The following is a 17517-nucleotide window of genomic DNA, read 5'->3' on the forward strand; positions in this document are numbered from 1 at the left end:
GATTGTATAAAGAAATATGTAAATAAGAATTAATTTAATAAAATGCGGTCTGAAAATGAATTTTCAGGCCGTATTTTTTGTTAACATCTATTGACAGACGTATTAAAGATTTATAAACATGTAACAATATGCTTATTTTGTTACATGTTATGAAATGAACAAGTTCATAATACATTCTTCCATATATTAGATATTATTCGACATAAGTCTCCTTAATCCTTCAAAAAAATAAAAAAACTTATGGAATATTTCAAAAACATTCCATAAGTTTTTTATAATCTATAAAATCAATGGATATAATTAACCATTTTAGTCCTTAATTATCTTATAGTATACTAATATATAAGATTAGGAACTATTATTTCAAAGCTTTTAATTCAAAAGATTTCGGAACCTTAAAATTTAGCTCCTTTCCAAAGTAATAAATATAATCATAAGGGGGTATAACGTTACATTATATTACACAATAAATGCGATGAATTTAAAACATAATCTTAATTAAATACTAGTAATACCACGTTATATATTAAATTTACATGTAACAAAATAAGCAAACTGTTACATTAAAAATTAGGTAAATTTTGTTATTTTAATTATTTTATTCAAGATACGCATTTATCAAGAAAAGGAAAGGGGTATTAAAGCCATGAAGGATCTGTTTAATAAACATAACTGTAAATATAAAGAAATGTTTAATAACAACCATACTCCTATGTTGATCATAGATGCTAAAACAGGAAATATTGATGATGCTAATTTAGCAGCCTGTTCTTATTATGGCTATATTAGGGATAAATTACTTAAAATGAATATTGCAGATATAAATGTGTTAAAAGAAGAGGAAGTAGAAGAGGAAATAGAGAAAGCAAAAAAAGAGGAAAGAAAGTTCTTTCAGTTTAAACATAAACTTTCCAACGGTGAAATAAGAAATGTTGAAGTCTATACTGGACCAATTAAACTAGGCAATAAAGAATTGTTATTTTCGATTATTCATGATTCCCAAGAAAGAGTAGAGCTAGAAAGTAAATATAAAAAGAATAAGGCTTATTTTGATAATCTATTTCATAATTCCCCTGAAGCCATAGCTATAGTTGATAGGGATTATAGGGTGCTAGAAATTAATAATAGATTTGAGGATGTTTTTCAATATAACCTTAAGGACATAAGGGAAAAGGATCTTACGGAGCTATTATGCGATGAAACATTATATGAGGCTTCCCATAACTTCAGAGAATCCATAAGGAGAGGAAAATTCATAAAAGAAGAGGTAAAAAGAAGGAGAAAAGATGGAAAATTATTAGATGTACTGTTATTGGGATTTCCTCTTGTTATAGAGGGAGAAACTATTGGTGCTTATTGTATCTATTCAGATATAAGAGAAGCTAAAGAAAGGGAAAAAAAGATAGAACTGTTGACTAAATGTGATGTTTTAACTGGGCTATTTAATAGGGATTTCTTTTTGTCTAATCTAGACTATGAAATATTAAAAAACAAAAGGGAGAACAGGTTAGATGAAAAGATTGTTGTAATTATATTATGCATAAATGAATTTAAGGAAATAATGGAGGCCCTAGGTCCTTTGGCTGCCGACAATATTTTGAAAGAATTTGCATTGAGACTAAAGGAAGGTGTAGGACCAGAAGATATAGTTGCTAGATTTGGTGAAGATGAATTTGCAATATTGATTCCTAAGATTAAAGATATGGATAAGTTAAATGGTTTAACCGGGAAAATTATTGAATGTTTAAACATGCCTTTTTACATAGATGCTAACGAAATTAAAATTACAACTAGTGGAGGAATATCAATATACCCGGATAATAGTATAGAAACCATTGCATTGGTAAGAAAAGCGGAAATTGCTATGAATAAATCGAAAGAACTCAATAGCAATATGCCTATCAAATTTCAAAACTCATTAGATAAAGAGGTACAAGAATATTTTTGGATAAAAAATAGTTTAACAAGAGCCCTTCCAAACAAAGAATTGTTTTTAAATTACCAGCCTATTTATGATACAAGTGTAAACCGACTGGTAGGAGTTGAAGCGTTAATTAGATGGGAACATAAGGAGATGGGCATAATCCCACCCGCTAAATTTATTCCTATAGCAGAAAGGACCGGTTTAATCCATCCAATTGGAGATTGGGTATTATTAAACGCCTGTAAACAAAATAAAAAATGGCAGGATTTAGGATATGAGCCCATATATATATCAGTAAATATCTCTGCTTTACAATTGGAAAAACCCGGTTTTATAAAAGTTATCGAAAGAACATTAGAGGAATCCCAATTAGAACCAAAATATCTGCAATTGGAGATTACTGAAACTTTTTTTGCTCATAAATATGAATATGTGGAAGATACAATAGGAGAGCTCAATGAATTAGGAGTTAAATTAGCAATAGATGATTTTGGCACCGGCTATTCTTCATTAGGCCAGTTATGTCAGTTTAGCATTAACAGTATAAAGATAGACCGGAGTCTTATCTCTGATGTACATAAAAAATCCAATAAAAACAAAGTAGTAAAGGCGGTGATATCATTAGCTAAAAGTTTAAACATAGATCTAATTGCCGAGGGAGTTGAAACTCAGGAAGAATTAAGGTTTTTAAAGGAAAATAGATGTACAGTAGCTCAAGGATTCTTATTTAGCAAACCAGTAAGGGCTGAGAAAATAGAAAAATCATTTCAAAAGACAATTAGAAATTTATATAAAAAGTATAAAGATTAAATTAATACTATATTTTGCTAATTTGTTAAATAAAATAGACAAGGAAAAGATGATTTCAAATTTGTTTGGGATCATCTTTTTTTATATCAATTTAGGAATAAAATAAAAGAATGAATAATAGATAAAAGAAAGGGTAATATGTTAATGAACTTTAAAAAAGACAAAATGATAGATTAATATAAGGGTTTTTGGAAAGGAGAATTGTTTAATGGATAGAGTAAAATTAGCGATTATATACTATAGTTCAACAGGAACTAATTATCAGTTAGCAGAATGGGCAGAAGAGGGGGCAAAGGAAGCTGGCGCTGAAGTAAGGGTATTAAAGGTTCAGGAACTAGCTCCACAAGCAGCCATAGATTCTAATCCAGCATGGAAAGCCCATGTTGAAGCAACAAAAGATATACCAGTTGCTACAGCAAATGACTTAGAATGGGCTGATGCTTATATATTTAGTACGCCAACCCGTTATGGAAACGTTGCATCCCAAATGAAACAGTTTATAGATACTACGGGGGGAGTATGGGCACAAGGAAAACTAACGAACAAAGTTGTATCTGCTATGGCTTCAGCTGGCAATGCCCATGGAGGGCAAGAGGCCACAATTAAAAATCTCTACACAACTATGATGCATTGGGGAGCTATAATTGTTACTCCCGGTTATACTGATAAATCCATATATGTAGCAGGAGGAAATCCCTATGGAACTAGTGTAACCATAGATCAGGATGGAAAGATGATAGAAGATGTAAAGGAAGCAGTAAAACATCAAGCAAGACGAACAGTAATGGTTGCTCAATGGATTAAAAAAGGAAGCAAATAAAAAAGGCCAGACAAAAGGGGTAGGCAATTGTACCTTAGGCTAAAAAGTTAAGCTAAATATTTAGTCAGGGTATTTAATTTAATAAGGTATGTGTAAAGGAAGGGGGGAATTTGGTGAAACGAGTTACAAAGGTACTTTTGGCTGTTTTAGTAATTGCCTCATTGACAGTAACATTAACTGGTTGTGGTTCTTCCGATAATTCTAATGAGGAAGTGACCTATAAAGATGGAACCTATATTGGAGAAAGTGAAAAGCGAGAATTTGGATACGAGGAAGCCGAAGTTACTATAGAAGGCGGTAAAATAACCAATATAGTACTTAAAAGAATGACACCAGATGGGGAAGAAGTTGACTATGATGAATGGACTGGCGAAGGTGACAGGCCAAATTTAAAACAATTTAGGGTAGATTTGGCAGAAGAAATGATAGAAAAGCAGAGCTATGAGGTAGATGCCATAGCCACAGCCACAGAAACTTCTGAAGGCTGGAAAGAAGCAGTTAAAAATTCATTAGAACAAGCTAAATAATCACTAATGTAAGAAGCAGTAGAACGTTCTACTGCTTCTTTAATCCATATCCTTTATCTTATCTATACATTGTACTTCTAGTGAACTGTAAAACAGCAATTATAATCACCAGTAAAACAGGTAGTTATAATTATTGCTTAACAATTCAGAAAACATTATATTCTTTCCAATCCATTGTGGCAAAAGCATTCATATGATAGAATGAATAAAATCCATTAAGATAGAGACTATGTCATACTTGTATTGGCTTGTATAGATTGTAATTATTTTATCAAAATTGGCAACTTACAGAGGGTTGCATTTTTTATACTAATTAAATTTTGAAATAGTTAAATGTTTTAAGAGTTAACTTAATTCATAGAGGAGGTATAGATAAGATGAAGACTAAAATGACTGAAGCATTTAGAAAATATGAGGGGGGATTATTTAGCGAAGTAACAAAGGCAGACGTTAGTGTTTCCATATCATCCCTTGAAAAGGAAGGGATTGATTTACTTGCTTGGGCAGACCCCTTTTACCCAGATCCATCAACTCCCCCTCATGTAATAGAAGCAATGGTAAAAGCAATAAAAGAGGGAGGAGCAAATCATTATACCCATCCAATCGGAAATGAAGAACTACGAATTAGGATTAGTAAAAAGTTAAAGGAGTACAACAATATAGATGCAAATCCTCATAGAAATATCATGATAACTCCTGGTTCCGACTCGGGTTTATATTTTGCCATGTTACCATTTATATCTTCTGGAGATGAAGTAATGATACCAGACCCTAGTTATCCAAATAATTTTCAGAATGTAGAGATAATGGGTGGGAAAGTTGTTCCTGTACCATTAAAAGAAGAATATCATTATCAAATAAACATAAATGATTTTGAAGATAGATTAACTTCTAGAACAAAAATGATAGTATTGACTAACCCAAACAATCCTACAACTACAGTATTTACAAGAAGGTCATTAGAAGCATTAGCACAATTCGCTATAGAAAATGATTTGATTGTGATCGTTGATCAAGCATTTGAATTCCCTGTTTTTGATGGGAGGGAAATGGTTACTTTGGCTTCTTTAGAGGGGATGTGGGAGAGAACAGTAACGGTTTTTTCTACATCAAAGGGAATGGGATTGAGTGGATTTAGGGTTGCATATATAGTAGCAGAGGATCACATAATGGATACCTATTACGGTTCAGCTGTTTCAGTTGTAGGAGCAACAAATACTTTTTCACAAATTGGTGCAATAGCTGCATTTGATAATGATGAGTATACTAAAGAAATGGAAGCCAGTTTCCTTAGAAGAAGAGATATGGTTTGCAAGATCCTTGGAGGCATTCCAGGTGTACATGTAGAAAAGCCTGAATCTGGATTTTTATCCTGGGTTAATATTTCTAAATTGGGTAGTGGAGAATTCATTACTGACTATCTGAAAAGAAATGCAAAAGTGATTGTTAATTCAGGAGGACACTATGGAGAACAGGGCAAAGGATATATAAGGATTGTACAAGGAGCTTTAGCAGATGAAGAAAGATTAGAAAATGCCTTAAGGAGAATAGGAAATGCTTTAATAGAATTAGCTGATAACAAAGGGATAACCAATTTTTAGTCCTGAACACAGGGAAAGGGATGATTATTAAAATGACTAATGTATCAACTGATAAAATAAATAAGATTAAATCTAAGCTAATCCATAAGGGCATACTGCCCCTTTCTAAGCAAAGCCAATTATCTACTGAGATACTTAAAGAAAGGCTTGATAAAATCCTTCCTTCAGCCATGAAAAGCACTAATATAGATACATGGATTATAATTAGCAAAGAATATGGAGAAGACCCAATATTTAACACATTTACAACTTGGGATATGCCTAGAGCTAGAAGGCTAAACTTTCTAATATTTAAATATGATAAAGAGACCAACAGAATACAAAGCTATTCTATTGGTATTACATCTCCAGAAATGAATAAGATATATCAGGATTATAAATTGAAAGAAGAAAAAGAGTGGATAACCTTAAATAGATTACTGAATGAACTAAACCCTAATGTAATTGGATTAAATTTTAGCGACCAATTTGGACAATGTGATGGAATATCCTACTCAATTTATGAAAAATTCGCCGCTTCTGTTGATGAAAACTTTGTAAAAAAGGTAACTAGCGCTAATGAATTAGCGGTAAAATGGTTAGCACAGATGACTCCCATTGAGATTGATATCATGAAAACTTTAGTAGAAGTAACTCACGATATTATAAGAACTGTATTTAATAAAGAATTTATTAAGATAGGTGAAACGACTACCACAGAAATTGAATGGGAAATGAGAGAAATAATTGCAAAATTGAATTGTGATTATTGGTTTGGACCCGATGTGGATTTGCAGAGAAAGGGTGTAGATAATCCAAGAATTTTCAATACAGTAATACAAGAAGGGGATTTGCTACATTGTGATATTGGTTTGAATTGCAAATATTTAAATCTTAATACTGATATCCAATGGTTAGGATATATAAGGAAAGAAAATGAAAAACAAGTGCCCCATTATTTAAAAAAGCTTATGGAAAAATGTAATGATTTTCAAGATATAGTAATAAAAAATATTAATTCGGGAATCACTGGAAATGAAGTTTTAAGTAAGTCTTTATCTAATGCAAGTACATTGTCAGTAAAGCCTATGCTCTATACCCATCCAATTGGAACTTTTGGGCATGGGGTAGGACCAAATATTGGGCTTTTCAATAACCAAGTATTTGTGGAAGGAACTGGAGAAAGAACTATTGAAAACAATACTTGTTATGCCCTTGAATTAAATGTAAGCGATGAAATTAAGGAGTGGGATAATCAAAGGGTCTATATATTCCTAGAAGAAGACATCTGTTATAAAGATAAGGTGTTTTTTTTAAGCAATAGACAGGAAGAAATACTATTAATATAAAGGACGGTTGAAATAGATAAAAATATAATAATTATGCTCGTTACATATTTTTGTAACGAGCTAATATTGTTAATGTTAATTATTAATTTTATCAAGTTCTTCCGAAATATGGGGATTTAATATTTTTATATATGTCCCTTTAACTCCAAGGGATTTAGTTATAATTACTCCAGCGCTTTCCATTTTGTTTAAAGCATTGCTGATTATAGACCTGGTAACAAATAATTCATTTGAAATTTCATTAGCATTTATTATAGCTTCGTTATTTTCAATTTTATTAAAGATCTCTTTAGCAACTTTGGCTTCCGTGTAAGATAAGGTATTGGCTGCTATTTGTGCAGAAGCCATATTTAAAGCATCTTTTTTAATTTCAATAATTTCATTTTTTATCATCTCTAAGGATATAATAGCAAAAGCATGTTCACAAATAATTTGATCCTCTTGACTAAAGGAGCTATCGTATTTTATCAAAAGTATAGCAGCTATTTTTTTATAATTATAATAGATGGGAATTATAGATGTATATCTATTTTTATAGATGCATTTTTCGACTCCCGGACATGTACATAATGGATTTTCAGTATAAATATTTATTATAGGATTCTTTGTCTTTTTTGCTAAATTAAGATAACTTTCAGGTATTGAATATGCCTTTAATGCATTATCATTAAATTTACAATAATATTTTTTATTAGTAGAATAAGAGACAATAGTACCCTTATCATTAAATAAGTAAACATTAGATGTTAAAATATCGCTCAATTGGACACAAATAACTTTTAAAAAATCATCATTTAAACGAGATTCTTTTAAAACGCTATTTAATGATTTGAGTTTTTCTAGCAATTCTTGGTACATTTTAGCACCTCAATTTTATTCAACTGTTCTTGTTTGATACATAGTTAATTATACTATTAGCATATTTTTTTGTCAACGAAGGCGGATATTATGGGGCGGTAGAATATTCTACCGCTTTCTCAATCCCTATTATCAATCTGATCTATAGCTTTTTCTATAATAATATCTGCTCCTGATATAGCCTTATTTCTACTAACATTTGGATCTTCCAAAGTTCCACCCATATCTTTAATTATATCTTCTGCCTTGTTTGAATCACTGCCCTCAACTTCAACAAATACGCAATAATTAAAATCTGTAATTTCCTCAAAACCTGCCATACCACTGACCATAGGGCTAGCTGCAGCCAACGGAGAATTTCCCTTATCCACATTATCAGCTCCAGAATTTAAAACCAGATCAGCTAGACTTTCTCCGCCAGCAGTTCCAGGCAAATCCGTCTTTACATCTCTATTTCCTATATAATGGTCATTAGCATCTACATAAACATTTTCAAAGCCAGAATCTTTAAGCTTATTCACAGTTTCATTAGCAGTTTTCAAATCTCCAAAAAAACCTCTAATCTTCATATAATTCCTCCAGTCCAATAATTTGATATATAATTATTATTTGTATTTAATTAAAAAATATTATAGAAGAAGAATGCAATTAAAGATTATTTAAACAAAAAGAATGAACTGGGATAAAACCCAGTTTTATTATTTATGGTGCCAACTGATTCCTATACTTTAAAGGAGTAACTCCAGTAATCCTTTTAAATGCAATATTATAATAGTTTTGATTATTATAGCCTACGGAAAGTGCTATTTCTAGAAGGGATAAGTTTGTATGAACCATTTAGATGAACCCCTTAACAATTTAGATATGAAACATTCGGTAGAGATAATGAAAACCTTAAGGCGGTTAGTTGATGAACTAGGAAAAACAGTGGGCCTAGTTGTCCATGATATTAATTTTGCATCCTGTTACTCCGATTATGTTGTAATCTTAAACAACGGAAGGATTGCAAAGGAAGGAGGGGTTGATGAAATAATAAACAAGGAAATTTTAGAAGATATTTATAAAATAGAATTTAATATTCAAGATATAAAGAATAACAGAATTTGCGTTTATTATTAATTTCTATTTCAAAATATTAAAGAAAAGAGGTAAAAAGATGAAGAGAGGAAAAACAACAATTTTATTAACCATATTTACAATACTTGTATTAATAATTAGTGGATGTAGTTCAAAAAACCAAGAAGTAAATACAGAAACTTCAGAGTCCCAAGCTAAATTGGAAAACGAAACAATAACCATTGAACATAGTCTAGGAGAAACAATGGTAAAGAAAAACCCAAAGAATATAATAGTATTCGATTACGCTACATTGGATACTTTAGATAAAATGGGAGTTGAAATAAAAGGGTATTTTTTTATAATGGATAGGTAAGTATAGAATTAATATTTATCTTCTTGACAAACTTGTACGTACAGGTTATACTATAAATAACAGCACTTGTACGTACAGGAGTAAAAGGTTTTCCCAATATTGGTTTAAAAATTTGAGGGGGTAATAATATGTCTAAGTTTACCAATGATATTCATCAACTGATAAAATATATCGGTGGTAAAGAAAACATTGTAAACGTGTCCCATTGTGCTACACGATTACGCTTTGTATTGAAAGACCCTAAGAAGGCAGATATAGACAAAATTGAAGATATAAAATCTGTCAAAGGTTCCTTCACACAAGCAGGTCAATTTCAAGTAATAATCGGAAATGAAGTATCTACATTTTATAATGAATTAATCCAAATAGCAGATATAGAAGAAGCTACAAAGGAAGACACCAAAGTTGCAGGTAGACAAAACTTAAATCCTCTACAAAGGTTGGTATCCCATTTAGCAGAAATATTTGCTCCAATTATTCCCGCTATTGTAGTTGGAGGACTTATACTTGGTTTTAGAAATATAATTGGAGATATAAAGATGCTAGAAGGTGGAACCAAAACTTTAACAGAGGTTTCCCAGTTTTGGGCAGGTACCCATCATTTCCTATGGTTAATAGGGGAAGCCATATTCCATTTCCTACCTGTAGGCATTACTTGGTCTATAGCTAGAAAATCTGGTACCACACAAATTTTAGGAATAGTATTAGGAATTACTTTAGTATCTCCCCAGCTATTAAATGCTTATGGTGTAGCAGGTGGAGCAGAAATACCAGTCTGGAATTTTGGCTTTGCTCAAGTACAAATGATAGGATACCAAGCTCAAGTTATTCCAGCTATGTTAGCAGGATATTTACTAGTATTCCTAGAGAAGAAACTGCGTAAAGTAGTTCCAGAATATATTTCAATGATAGTAGTACCATTTCTATCCTTGGTACCTACTGTATTAGTAGCTCATATAATATTAGGACCAGTTGGTTGGAAAATAGGTACAGTTATATCCAATGGAGTTTATGGTGGATTAACCTCAACAGTTAAATGGTTATTTGCAGCTTTATTTGGATTCCTATATGCTCCTTTAGTTATTACAGGACTCCACCATATGACCAATGCAATAGATTTACAATTGATGAGTGAATTTGGCGGTACTAACCTATGGCCTATGATAGCTCTATCCAACATAGCCCAAGGTTCTGCAGTTTTAGCTATTATATTCCTAAATAAGAAGAATGAAGAAGAAAAGCAAGTCTCTATACCAGCTACAATATCCGCATATTTAGGGGTAACAGAGCCAGCCATGTTTGGAATAAATCTAAAATATAGCTATCCATTTTTAGGGGCTATGATAGGTTCAGCATTGGCAGCCATCTTCTCTGTAGGAACGGGAGTTATGGCCAATTCCATAGGTGTTGGAGGATTACCAGGAATACTTTCCATTCAACCTCAACATATGGGTAAGTTTGCCATCGCCATGCTAATAGCCATAATAGTACCCTTTGGATTGACTATGGTATTATCCAAGAATAAAAAATGGGCAAATAAGGAACTAGCCAAGCATAAAGGATAAAAACTAAAAGAAGGAGCTAAAACCTCCTTCTTTTTTAGATATAATATACGAAGGAGAGAACTTACTATGAAAGATTTCAAAAAATCTGTAATATATCAAATATATCCAAAATCCTTTAAGGATTCCAATGGAGATGGAATTGGAGATTTAAAAGGAGTAACAGAGAAAATTGGCTACCTAAAGGAGTTAGGAGTAGACTATATCTGGCTTACACCCTTCTATCTATCTCCTCAAAAGGACAATGGCTACGATGTAGCAGATTATAGAAATATAGATCCTCAATTTGGAACCATGGAAGATTTTGAAGAAATGGTAAAGGTAGCCGAAAAAAATAGAATAGGTATAATGTTAGATTTGGTTTTTAACCATACATCTACTGAACATAAATGGTTTAAAAAGGCTTTGGCCGGAGATGAAGAATATAAAAATTATTATATATTTAGAGAGCCTAAAGATGGAAAAGAGCCTACCAATTGGTTATCTAAATTTGGCGGTTCTGCATGGCAATATGTAGAAGAATTTGATGAATATTACCTTCATTTATTCCACAAAACCCAAGCAGACCTTAATTGGGATAATTCAAAGGTAAGAAAAGAAGTATATGATATAGTTAACTTTTGGATAGATAAAGGAGTTAAAGGTTTTAGACTAGATGTTATAAATCTAATATCTAAACCATATGAATTCGAAGACGATTTAGAAGGAGATGGCAGAAGATTCTATACCGATGGCCCTAGAGTCCATGAATATATAAAGGAATTAAATAGAAATACCTTTGGTCCACGGAAAGATATAATTACTGTAGGGGAGATGTCTTCCACGGATATTGAAAACTGTATCAGGTATTCAAACCCTAAGGAAAAAGAATTATCCATGGTATTCAATTTCCACCATCTTAAGGTGGATTATAAAGATGGAGATAAATGGTCTTTAATGGACTTTGATTTTATAGAATTAAAACGAATATTAATAGATTGGCAATTAGGTATGGAAAGAGGCAATGGATGGAATGCTCTATTTTGGTGTAATCACGATCAACCTAGAGCTATATCCCGATTTGGTGACGATGGAAAATACCTAGAGGAATCGGCTAAAATGCTAGCCACTGCTCTCCATATGTTGAGAGGAACACCCTATATATATCAAGGAGAGGAAATAGGTATGACCAATTCCTATTTTGATAAAATCGAAGACTATAGGGATGTGGAATCCATACAATACTATCATATATTGAAAGATAAAGGCATAAGTCATGATAAGATAATGGCCATTTTACAGTCTAAATCCAGAGACAATGCTAGAACTCCTATGCAATGGAACCATGAGGATAACGGAGGATTTACTACAGCCAAGCCTTGGATTTCCGTAAATCCTAATTATAAAGATATAAATGTAGAGAAAGCGTTAAAGGACAAGGATTCCATTTTTTATCATTATAAAGAATTAATAAGATTAAGGAAGGAGTACAATATAATTTCTCACGGTAGTTTCAGACCTCTTTATGAGGACCATAATCAAATATTTGCATATATGAGGAACTATGGGGAGGAAAAGCTCCTAGTCATTAACAATTTCTATAAAGGGGAAACCCTATTTAAACTACCAGAGGATATGGACTTAGACGGGCTGAAAATAAAGATATTGATTTCCAACTATAAAGATTCTAGTAAGGATATTGAAAACCTAAAATTAAGACCCTATGAATCCATAGTATATTATATTGAAAAATAATTTTGGTAATGGTACTATTAATTAAGGTGATATAGAATGGAAGTCAAATATTTAAGTATTTATAACGATATAATGGATTCAATAGAGAATAAAATAATAAAACCTGGAGAAAAACTTCCCTCTGAAAATGAGTTAATGCAAAAATATGATGTATCTAGGGATACAGTAAGAAAAGCCTTAGATCTATTAGAGGGAAATGGATATATTCATAAAATAAAAGGGAAAGGTTCTTTTGTACTGGATATAGACAAATTAGATTTTCCTATAACGGGAATAATAACCTTTAAGGAATTATCTGAAAAAATGGGTGTAAGCTCTAAAACTATAGTTCATGAATTAGACCTTATCGAACCAGATAAATTTTTAGTGAAAAAGTTAGAACTATCTAAAGAGGATTTAATCTGGCGAGTTATAAGAGCTAGAGAAATCGATAATAAAAAGATAATTTTGGACAAGGATTATTTCAATAACCGATATGTGCCTAATTTGACCAAGGAAGTATGTAAAAGTTCAATCTATGAATATTTAGAAAAGGATCTAAGGTTAACCATTGGATTCGCTAAAAAGGAGATAACCGTACAACAGGTATCCAATGAAGATAAGGAATACTTAGATTTAGAAGGCTATAATATGGTAGTAGTGGTTAAATCTTATACCTATTTAGACGATATGAATTTATTCCAATATACCGAATCTAGACATAGACCGGACAAATTCAGGTTTGTTGATTTTGCAAGGAGAAAATGAGATTAGAAGAATAATCTCTTTTTTTCCTTTTTTTGTTCTATAATATTTAAATATAAAATAATTATATAAATAAGCATGATACAATTCTTCTATAGGGTGGGAAAATGAATAGAAAATCGAGAATTTATGTAATCAAATTGAATAGGAAAATTTTGATTTTAATGGCCTTGCTATTATTTTTAATTATAGGGATAATAATTTTTAAAAACTCTAAAGTTTTAAAAATATTTAGCTATAGATCTAAACAAACCATTGTAATCGATCCAGGTCATGGAGGTATAGATGGAGGTACTGGTAATCCAAAGGATATTCTAGAAAAGGATATTAACCTTGATATTGGATTAAAGCTAAAAAAAGAATTATTAGTTGAGGGATTCAATGTAGTTATGACAAGGGAAAAAGATGAATCCCTAGAAGATTTAAGCAATATCAATTCATCCAGATATAGACGGGATTTAAACGCAAGGCAATCTATTATCAATAGCAGCAAACCTTTAGTCTATGTAAGCATACATGTAAACTCCAGTAAAAGTCCTTCGGCTAGAGGTGTGAAAGTATACCATTTCCCAGGTTCTGAAGAAGGCAAAAATTTAGCAGAAGCAATATCCAGTTCAGTAGATATATACCTATATGAAAAATTTTTAAAAGATGATAATTTAATATCTGAAGTATTATCGGAGAATTTCTACATACTAAGGGAAACCAAATATACAGGAGTATTGGTAGAAGCAGGATTTATAACTAATGTAGAAGATAATAGGTTACTAAAAGATGACAAATATAAGGAGAAATTAGCTTTTGCTATAAAAAAAGGAATACTTGAGTATTTAAAATGAGTCAGGTGATAGCAGTTAAACTATCATCTGACTCATAATTTATCTAGAACACCTCTGTTTCTCCATACCTTATGTCCAAAGGTAAATATTCTATTTGCCCATCATTACTAATTCCCTAACCTTCAACGGTAAATTTATAATTAAGGCCCAAATTATCCTTAGCTACTATGAAAAAGATAATAGTATCACCTTCCTATCAACTGATATAACTGGTATAGCGTAATGTAAATACCGATTAAATAATACCCAATCCATATTTATCGACAAAAATTTAACTAAAAATGGTTTATGCCCATAATTAGAGGGTAAAGGTATTATAGATAATTCTTATCAATCACATAGACTTGATAGAATTTATTAATGTAGGAGGTGTTTTTGTGCCTGAAGAATTTAAAGCAGGATGTCAAAGACCAGCAATAAAAAAAGATATTATTGAAGAGGAAAAGACTGAAGAAAAATCAATTATTAAGGAGGAAGATTATATGATTAAGGTTGGAAAACCAGCACCAGATTTTACTATCCCAGCATATCATAATGGAAATTTTGTTGATTTAAGCCTTTCTGAATTTAAAGGAAAATGGGTATTGCTATGTTTCTATCCAGGAGATTTCACCTTTGTCTGAGCTACTGAAGTGTCAGCAGTTGCTGACAAATATAAGGAATTACAAGAATTAGGAGTAGAAGTTATATCCATTAGTGTAGATAGCGTATTTGTTCATAAAATGTGGAACGAACATGAATTATCCAAGATGATAGATGGAGATATTCCATTCCCAATGGGTTCCGACCAAGATGGATCAGTAGGGAAAAAATATGGTATCTATGACGAAGACAGTGGAGTAGAAACAAGAGGTAGATTTATAATCGATCCAGATGGAATAGTTCAAGGTTTTGAAGTACTTACTCCTCCGGTAGGAAGGAATATAAGTGAAACTATAAGACAAATTAAAGCATTCCAATTAGTAAGGGAATCCGAGGGAACTGAAGTTACTCCAGCTGGATGGAAACCAGGCAAGAAAACATTAAAGCCACGTCCAGGACTAGTTGGAAAGGTATGGGAAGAGTGGACTGTAGATGAAGTAGATAAATAATCGATAAAAATGAGTCAAGATTAATCTTGACTCATTTTTTTAACGAATAGGAAGTTTCTCCCTTATAAAATATTAATTAAAAAGAACTTTCCGTTATGAGTTTCAAGAAAAGCTTTTCCTATATTGACAAAAATTAAATATAGTAATACAATTTAATTGGCATATGCCAATAACTATAGTGTGGAGGAGATGAAATGAAAATAGCATTGTCTGCAAGTGGTAAGGATTTAGACAATAATTTAGATTTAAGGTTTGGAAGAAGCCCCTATTTTATTATTTACGATCTAGATACAGATCAATTTAATATTATGGAAAACAGGGGAGAAAGCTCTGGAGGCGGGGCTGGAATTGCAGCTGCACAACAATTGATAGATGAATCTGTAGAAGCAGTTATCAGCAGCAATATAGGACCTAATGCTTTTAATCTTTTACAAAGCTCCGATATAAAAATGTATAAAGGAAATAGCATTCCATGTAAATTACTGGTTGAAATGTACAAGGAAGGGAAACTTCAAGAGATTAAAGAATCTGGACCTTCTCGAAAGGGTGGTTTTTAAATGAATATTGTAATTTTAAGCGGGAAAGGAGGAACGGGAAAGACCACAATCTCCACTAATTTAGCCCTATTGATGAAGGCAAATTATATAGATTGTGATGTAGAAGAACCTAATGGATTCATATTTTTAAAACCAGAAAAAACCCAGGTTAAAGATGTCCAAGTAGAAGTACCAGATATAGACAAGGGTAAATGTACCCTTTGTGGAGATTGTGTAAAGGCTTGTAAATTTAATGCATTAGCCAGAGGAAAAGATAAAATTATATTATTCGACAAACTATGTCATAGCTGTGGGGCTTGTGGATTAGCATGTCCTACAGGAGCTGTTGCATACAGAAAAAGGATTACTGGCATAATAGAAGAAGGAATAAAAGGTAATATGGTTCTTAAAAGAGGGATATTAAATATAGGGGAACCTATAGCTGTTCCTATTTTAAAAGAACTATTATCAGATATACCACAAAATGGGATAAATATATTGGATAGTCCACCAGGAACTTCCTGTAATGTAGTGAATACCCTACATTATGCTGATAGGGCTATTTTAGTTACAGAGCCAACGGCTTTTGGATTACATGATTTGAAGATGGCAGTAGAATTAGTCAAAACCCTTCATATCCCTTTTGGTTTGATCATAAATAAATATGATGAAAAAAATCAATATTTGAATAAATATATTGATGAAGAAAATATTAACCTACTGGGGCATATACCATATAAAAGAGAAATAGCAGAAAGTTACTCAAAGGGAGAAACTTTATTGGATCATGAGGAATACAAAACAACTTTCCTTTATATTAAAGAAAAAATAGAGGAGGAACTATTATGAAACTAGGCATTATCAGTGGAAAAGGAGGAACAGGTAAAACCACCATAGCCATATCCATAGCAGAATTAGAAAAAGGCTCTATTAGTATAGATGCCGATGTAGATGCCTCCAATATGTTTTTATACTATGATGGTGAAGATATAGATAAGGAATACTTTTCTGGAAATGAGATAGCTCAAGTAGATTCAAATATTTGTACCCAATGCGGTCAATGTAATCAAGTATGTAAATTCGATGCCATTGATATGGGAAAGGTAAATCCTTTAAAATGTGAAGGTTGTGGAGCTTGCCAAATAATATGTCCAGTAGATGCCATTAATTTAGTAGAACAAAAAACTGCAGATATTTATGAGACTCAAACCCCTACAGGTAAAATATTTAGAGCAGATATGGAAATAGGGGGAGACGGTTCAGGCTTACTCGTATCCCGTCTTAGGAAAAAGGCAGAAAAACATGAATCTAAATCGGGAATAACTATATTAGATGGTTCTCCTGGTATTGGGTGTGCAGTAATAGCTTCTATTACCAACAATGATTTGGTACTTATTGTGACGGAACCTACTAAATCTGGAAAGGAAGATTTCATTAGGGTCCATCAATTAACTGAGCATTTTGGCATAGATTCTATAGTGTGTATCAATAAATACGATATTAATGAAGATATGTCCTTAGAAATAGAGAACTACTGTAAAGAAGAGGAAATTCCTGTAGTGGGTAAAATTCCCTTTGATGAAGAGATCGTAGAATCCATTAATAGTTTAAAACCCATAATATATTATGAAGATAGTAAAGCTAATTTGGCTATTAGAGAGATGTGGAAGACTATAAAAGAAAAATATATTAATTTTTAGGAGGTATTATG

Annotated in this window: 18 protein-coding genes; 15 read left to right on the forward strand and 3 right to left on the reverse strand. The window is 31.9% G+C overall.

What is annotated here, in order from left to right; translation table 11 throughout:
* The first annotated feature begins 646 nt into the window (after positions 1 to 646).
* The 5 genes from CUL_RS0103405 (at position 647) to CUL_RS0103425 (ending at position 7010) form a co-directional block, all read left to right on the forward strand.
* Complete coding sequence (locus tag CUL_RS0103405; RefSeq protein WP_025640492.1) at positions 647 to 2734, forward strand: bifunctional diguanylate cyclase/phosphodiesterase; 2088 nt, start codon at positions 647 to 649, stop codon at positions 2732 to 2734.
* Positions 2735 to 2942: 208 nt separating this feature from the next.
* Positions 2943 to 3554 (forward strand): NAD(P)H:quinone oxidoreductase, encoded by a 612-nt coding sequence (gene wrbA, locus CUL_RS0103410; protein WP_005587815.1) that lies wholly within the window; start codon positions 2943 to 2945, stop codon positions 3552 to 3554.
* Between the two features lie 113 nt (positions 3555 to 3667).
* The gene (locus CUL_RS0103415; protein ID WP_005587816.1) at positions 3668 to 4081 is read left to right on the forward strand and encodes an FMN-binding protein; all 414 of its coding nucleotides are present in this window, start codon (positions 3668 to 3670) and stop codon (positions 4079 to 4081) included.
* 377 nt (positions 4082 to 4458) lie between these two features.
* Positions 4459 to 5682, forward strand: a complete 1224-nt coding sequence (locus CUL_RS0103420) for a pyridoxal phosphate-dependent aminotransferase (RefSeq protein ID WP_005587817.1) — start codon at positions 4459 to 4461, stop codon at positions 5680 to 5682.
* A gap of 32 nt (positions 5683 to 5714) precedes the next feature.
* A complete protein-coding gene (locus CUL_RS0103425; RefSeq protein WP_025640494.1) occupies positions 5715 to 7010 on the forward strand; it encodes a M24 family metallopeptidase in 1296 nt (431 codons plus the stop codon).
* A gap of 75 nt (positions 7011 to 7085) precedes the next feature.
* Here the strand turns inward: CUL_RS0103425 and CUL_RS0103430 are convergent, their stop codons facing one another.
* From CUL_RS0103430 to CUL_RS18285, 3 genes are all read right to left on the reverse strand, one after another.
* Positions 7086 to 7868 (reverse strand): HTH domain-containing protein, encoded by a 783-nt coding sequence (locus tag CUL_RS0103430; RefSeq protein WP_025640495.1) that lies wholly within the window; start codon positions 7866 to 7868, stop codon positions 7086 to 7088.
* A gap of 119 nt (positions 7869 to 7987) precedes the next feature.
* Positions 7988 to 8437 (reverse strand): hypothetical protein, encoded by a 450-nt coding sequence (locus CUL_RS0103435; protein ID WP_025640496.1) that lies wholly within the window; start codon positions 8435 to 8437, stop codon positions 7988 to 7990.
* Between the two features lie 133 nt (positions 8438 to 8570).
* A complete protein-coding gene (locus CUL_RS18285; RefSeq protein ID WP_005587821.1) occupies positions 8571 to 8705 on the reverse strand; it encodes a helix-turn-helix domain-containing protein in 135 nt (44 codons plus the stop codon).
* Between CUL_RS18285 and CUL_RS0103440 the strand changes: the two genes are divergently transcribed.
* From CUL_RS0103440 to CUL_RS0103490, 10 genes are all read left to right on the forward strand, one after another.
* Positions 8697 to 8987 carry an ATP-binding cassette domain-containing protein gene (locus CUL_RS0103440; protein ID WP_025640497.1) on the forward strand — a complete coding sequence of 97 codons (291 nt, stop codon included), beginning with the start codon at positions 8697 to 8699 and terminating at the stop codon, positions 8985 to 8987. The two genes, CUL_RS18285 and CUL_RS0103440, sit on opposite strands and share 9 nt — an antisense overlap.
* Positions 8988 to 9024: 37 nt before the next feature.
* Complete coding sequence (locus CUL_RS0103445; protein ID WP_005587822.1) at positions 9025 to 9300, forward strand: substrate-binding domain-containing protein; 276 nt, start codon at positions 9025 to 9027, stop codon at positions 9298 to 9300.
* A 128-nt stretch (positions 9301 to 9428) separates the two neighbouring features.
* Positions 9429 to 10865 (forward strand): PTS system trehalose-specific EIIBC component, encoded by a 1437-nt coding sequence (gene treP, locus CUL_RS0103450; protein WP_025640498.1) that lies wholly within the window; start codon positions 9429 to 9431, stop codon positions 10863 to 10865.
* Between the two features lie 66 nt (positions 10866 to 10931).
* A complete protein-coding gene (gene treC / locus CUL_RS0103455; protein WP_025640499.1) occupies positions 10932 to 12596 on the forward strand; it encodes an alpha,alpha-phosphotrehalase in 1665 nt (554 codons plus the stop codon).
* A gap of 36 nt (positions 12597 to 12632) precedes the next feature.
* Positions 12633 to 13343: a trehalose operon repressor gene (gene treR / locus CUL_RS0103460; protein ID WP_025640500.1), complete on the forward strand. Its 711-nt coding sequence runs from the start codon at positions 12633 to 12635 to the stop codon at positions 13341 to 13343.
* Positions 13344 to 13447: 104 nt separating this feature from the next.
* Entirely contained in the window at positions 13448 to 14179 is a 732-nt protein-coding gene (locus CUL_RS0103465) for an N-acetylmuramoyl-L-alanine amidase family protein (protein WP_025640501.1), read from the forward strand.
* Between the two features lie 377 nt (positions 14180 to 14556).
* Entirely contained in the window at positions 14557 to 15270 is a 714-nt protein-coding gene (gene prxU / locus CUL_RS0103475) for a thioredoxin-dependent peroxiredoxin (RefSeq protein WP_269077314.1), read from the forward strand.
* A gap of 194 nt (positions 15271 to 15464) precedes the next feature.
* Complete coding sequence (locus CUL_RS0103480) at positions 15465 to 15827, forward strand: NifB/NifX family molybdenum-iron cluster-binding protein (protein ID WP_005587827.1); 363 nt, start codon at positions 15465 to 15467, stop codon at positions 15825 to 15827.
* Positions 15828 to 16655: a nucleotide-binding protein gene (locus CUL_RS0103485; RefSeq protein WP_025640504.1), complete on the forward strand. Its 828-nt coding sequence runs from the start codon at positions 15828 to 15830 to the stop codon at positions 16653 to 16655.
* Complete coding sequence (locus CUL_RS0103490; RefSeq protein WP_025640505.1) at positions 16652 to 17506, forward strand: ATP-binding protein; 855 nt, start codon at positions 16652 to 16654, stop codon at positions 17504 to 17506. The genes CUL_RS0103485 and CUL_RS0103490 overlap by 4 nt, the downstream gene beginning before the upstream one ends.
* The last annotated feature ends 11 nt before the right edge of the window (positions 17507 to 17517 follow it).

The organism is [Clostridium] ultunense DSM 10521 (assembly GCF_000511955.1).
In the GTDB taxonomy this organism is placed as follows: domain Bacteria; phylum Bacillota; class Clostridia; order Tissierellales; family Tepidimicrobiaceae; genus Schnuerera; species Schnuerera ultunensis.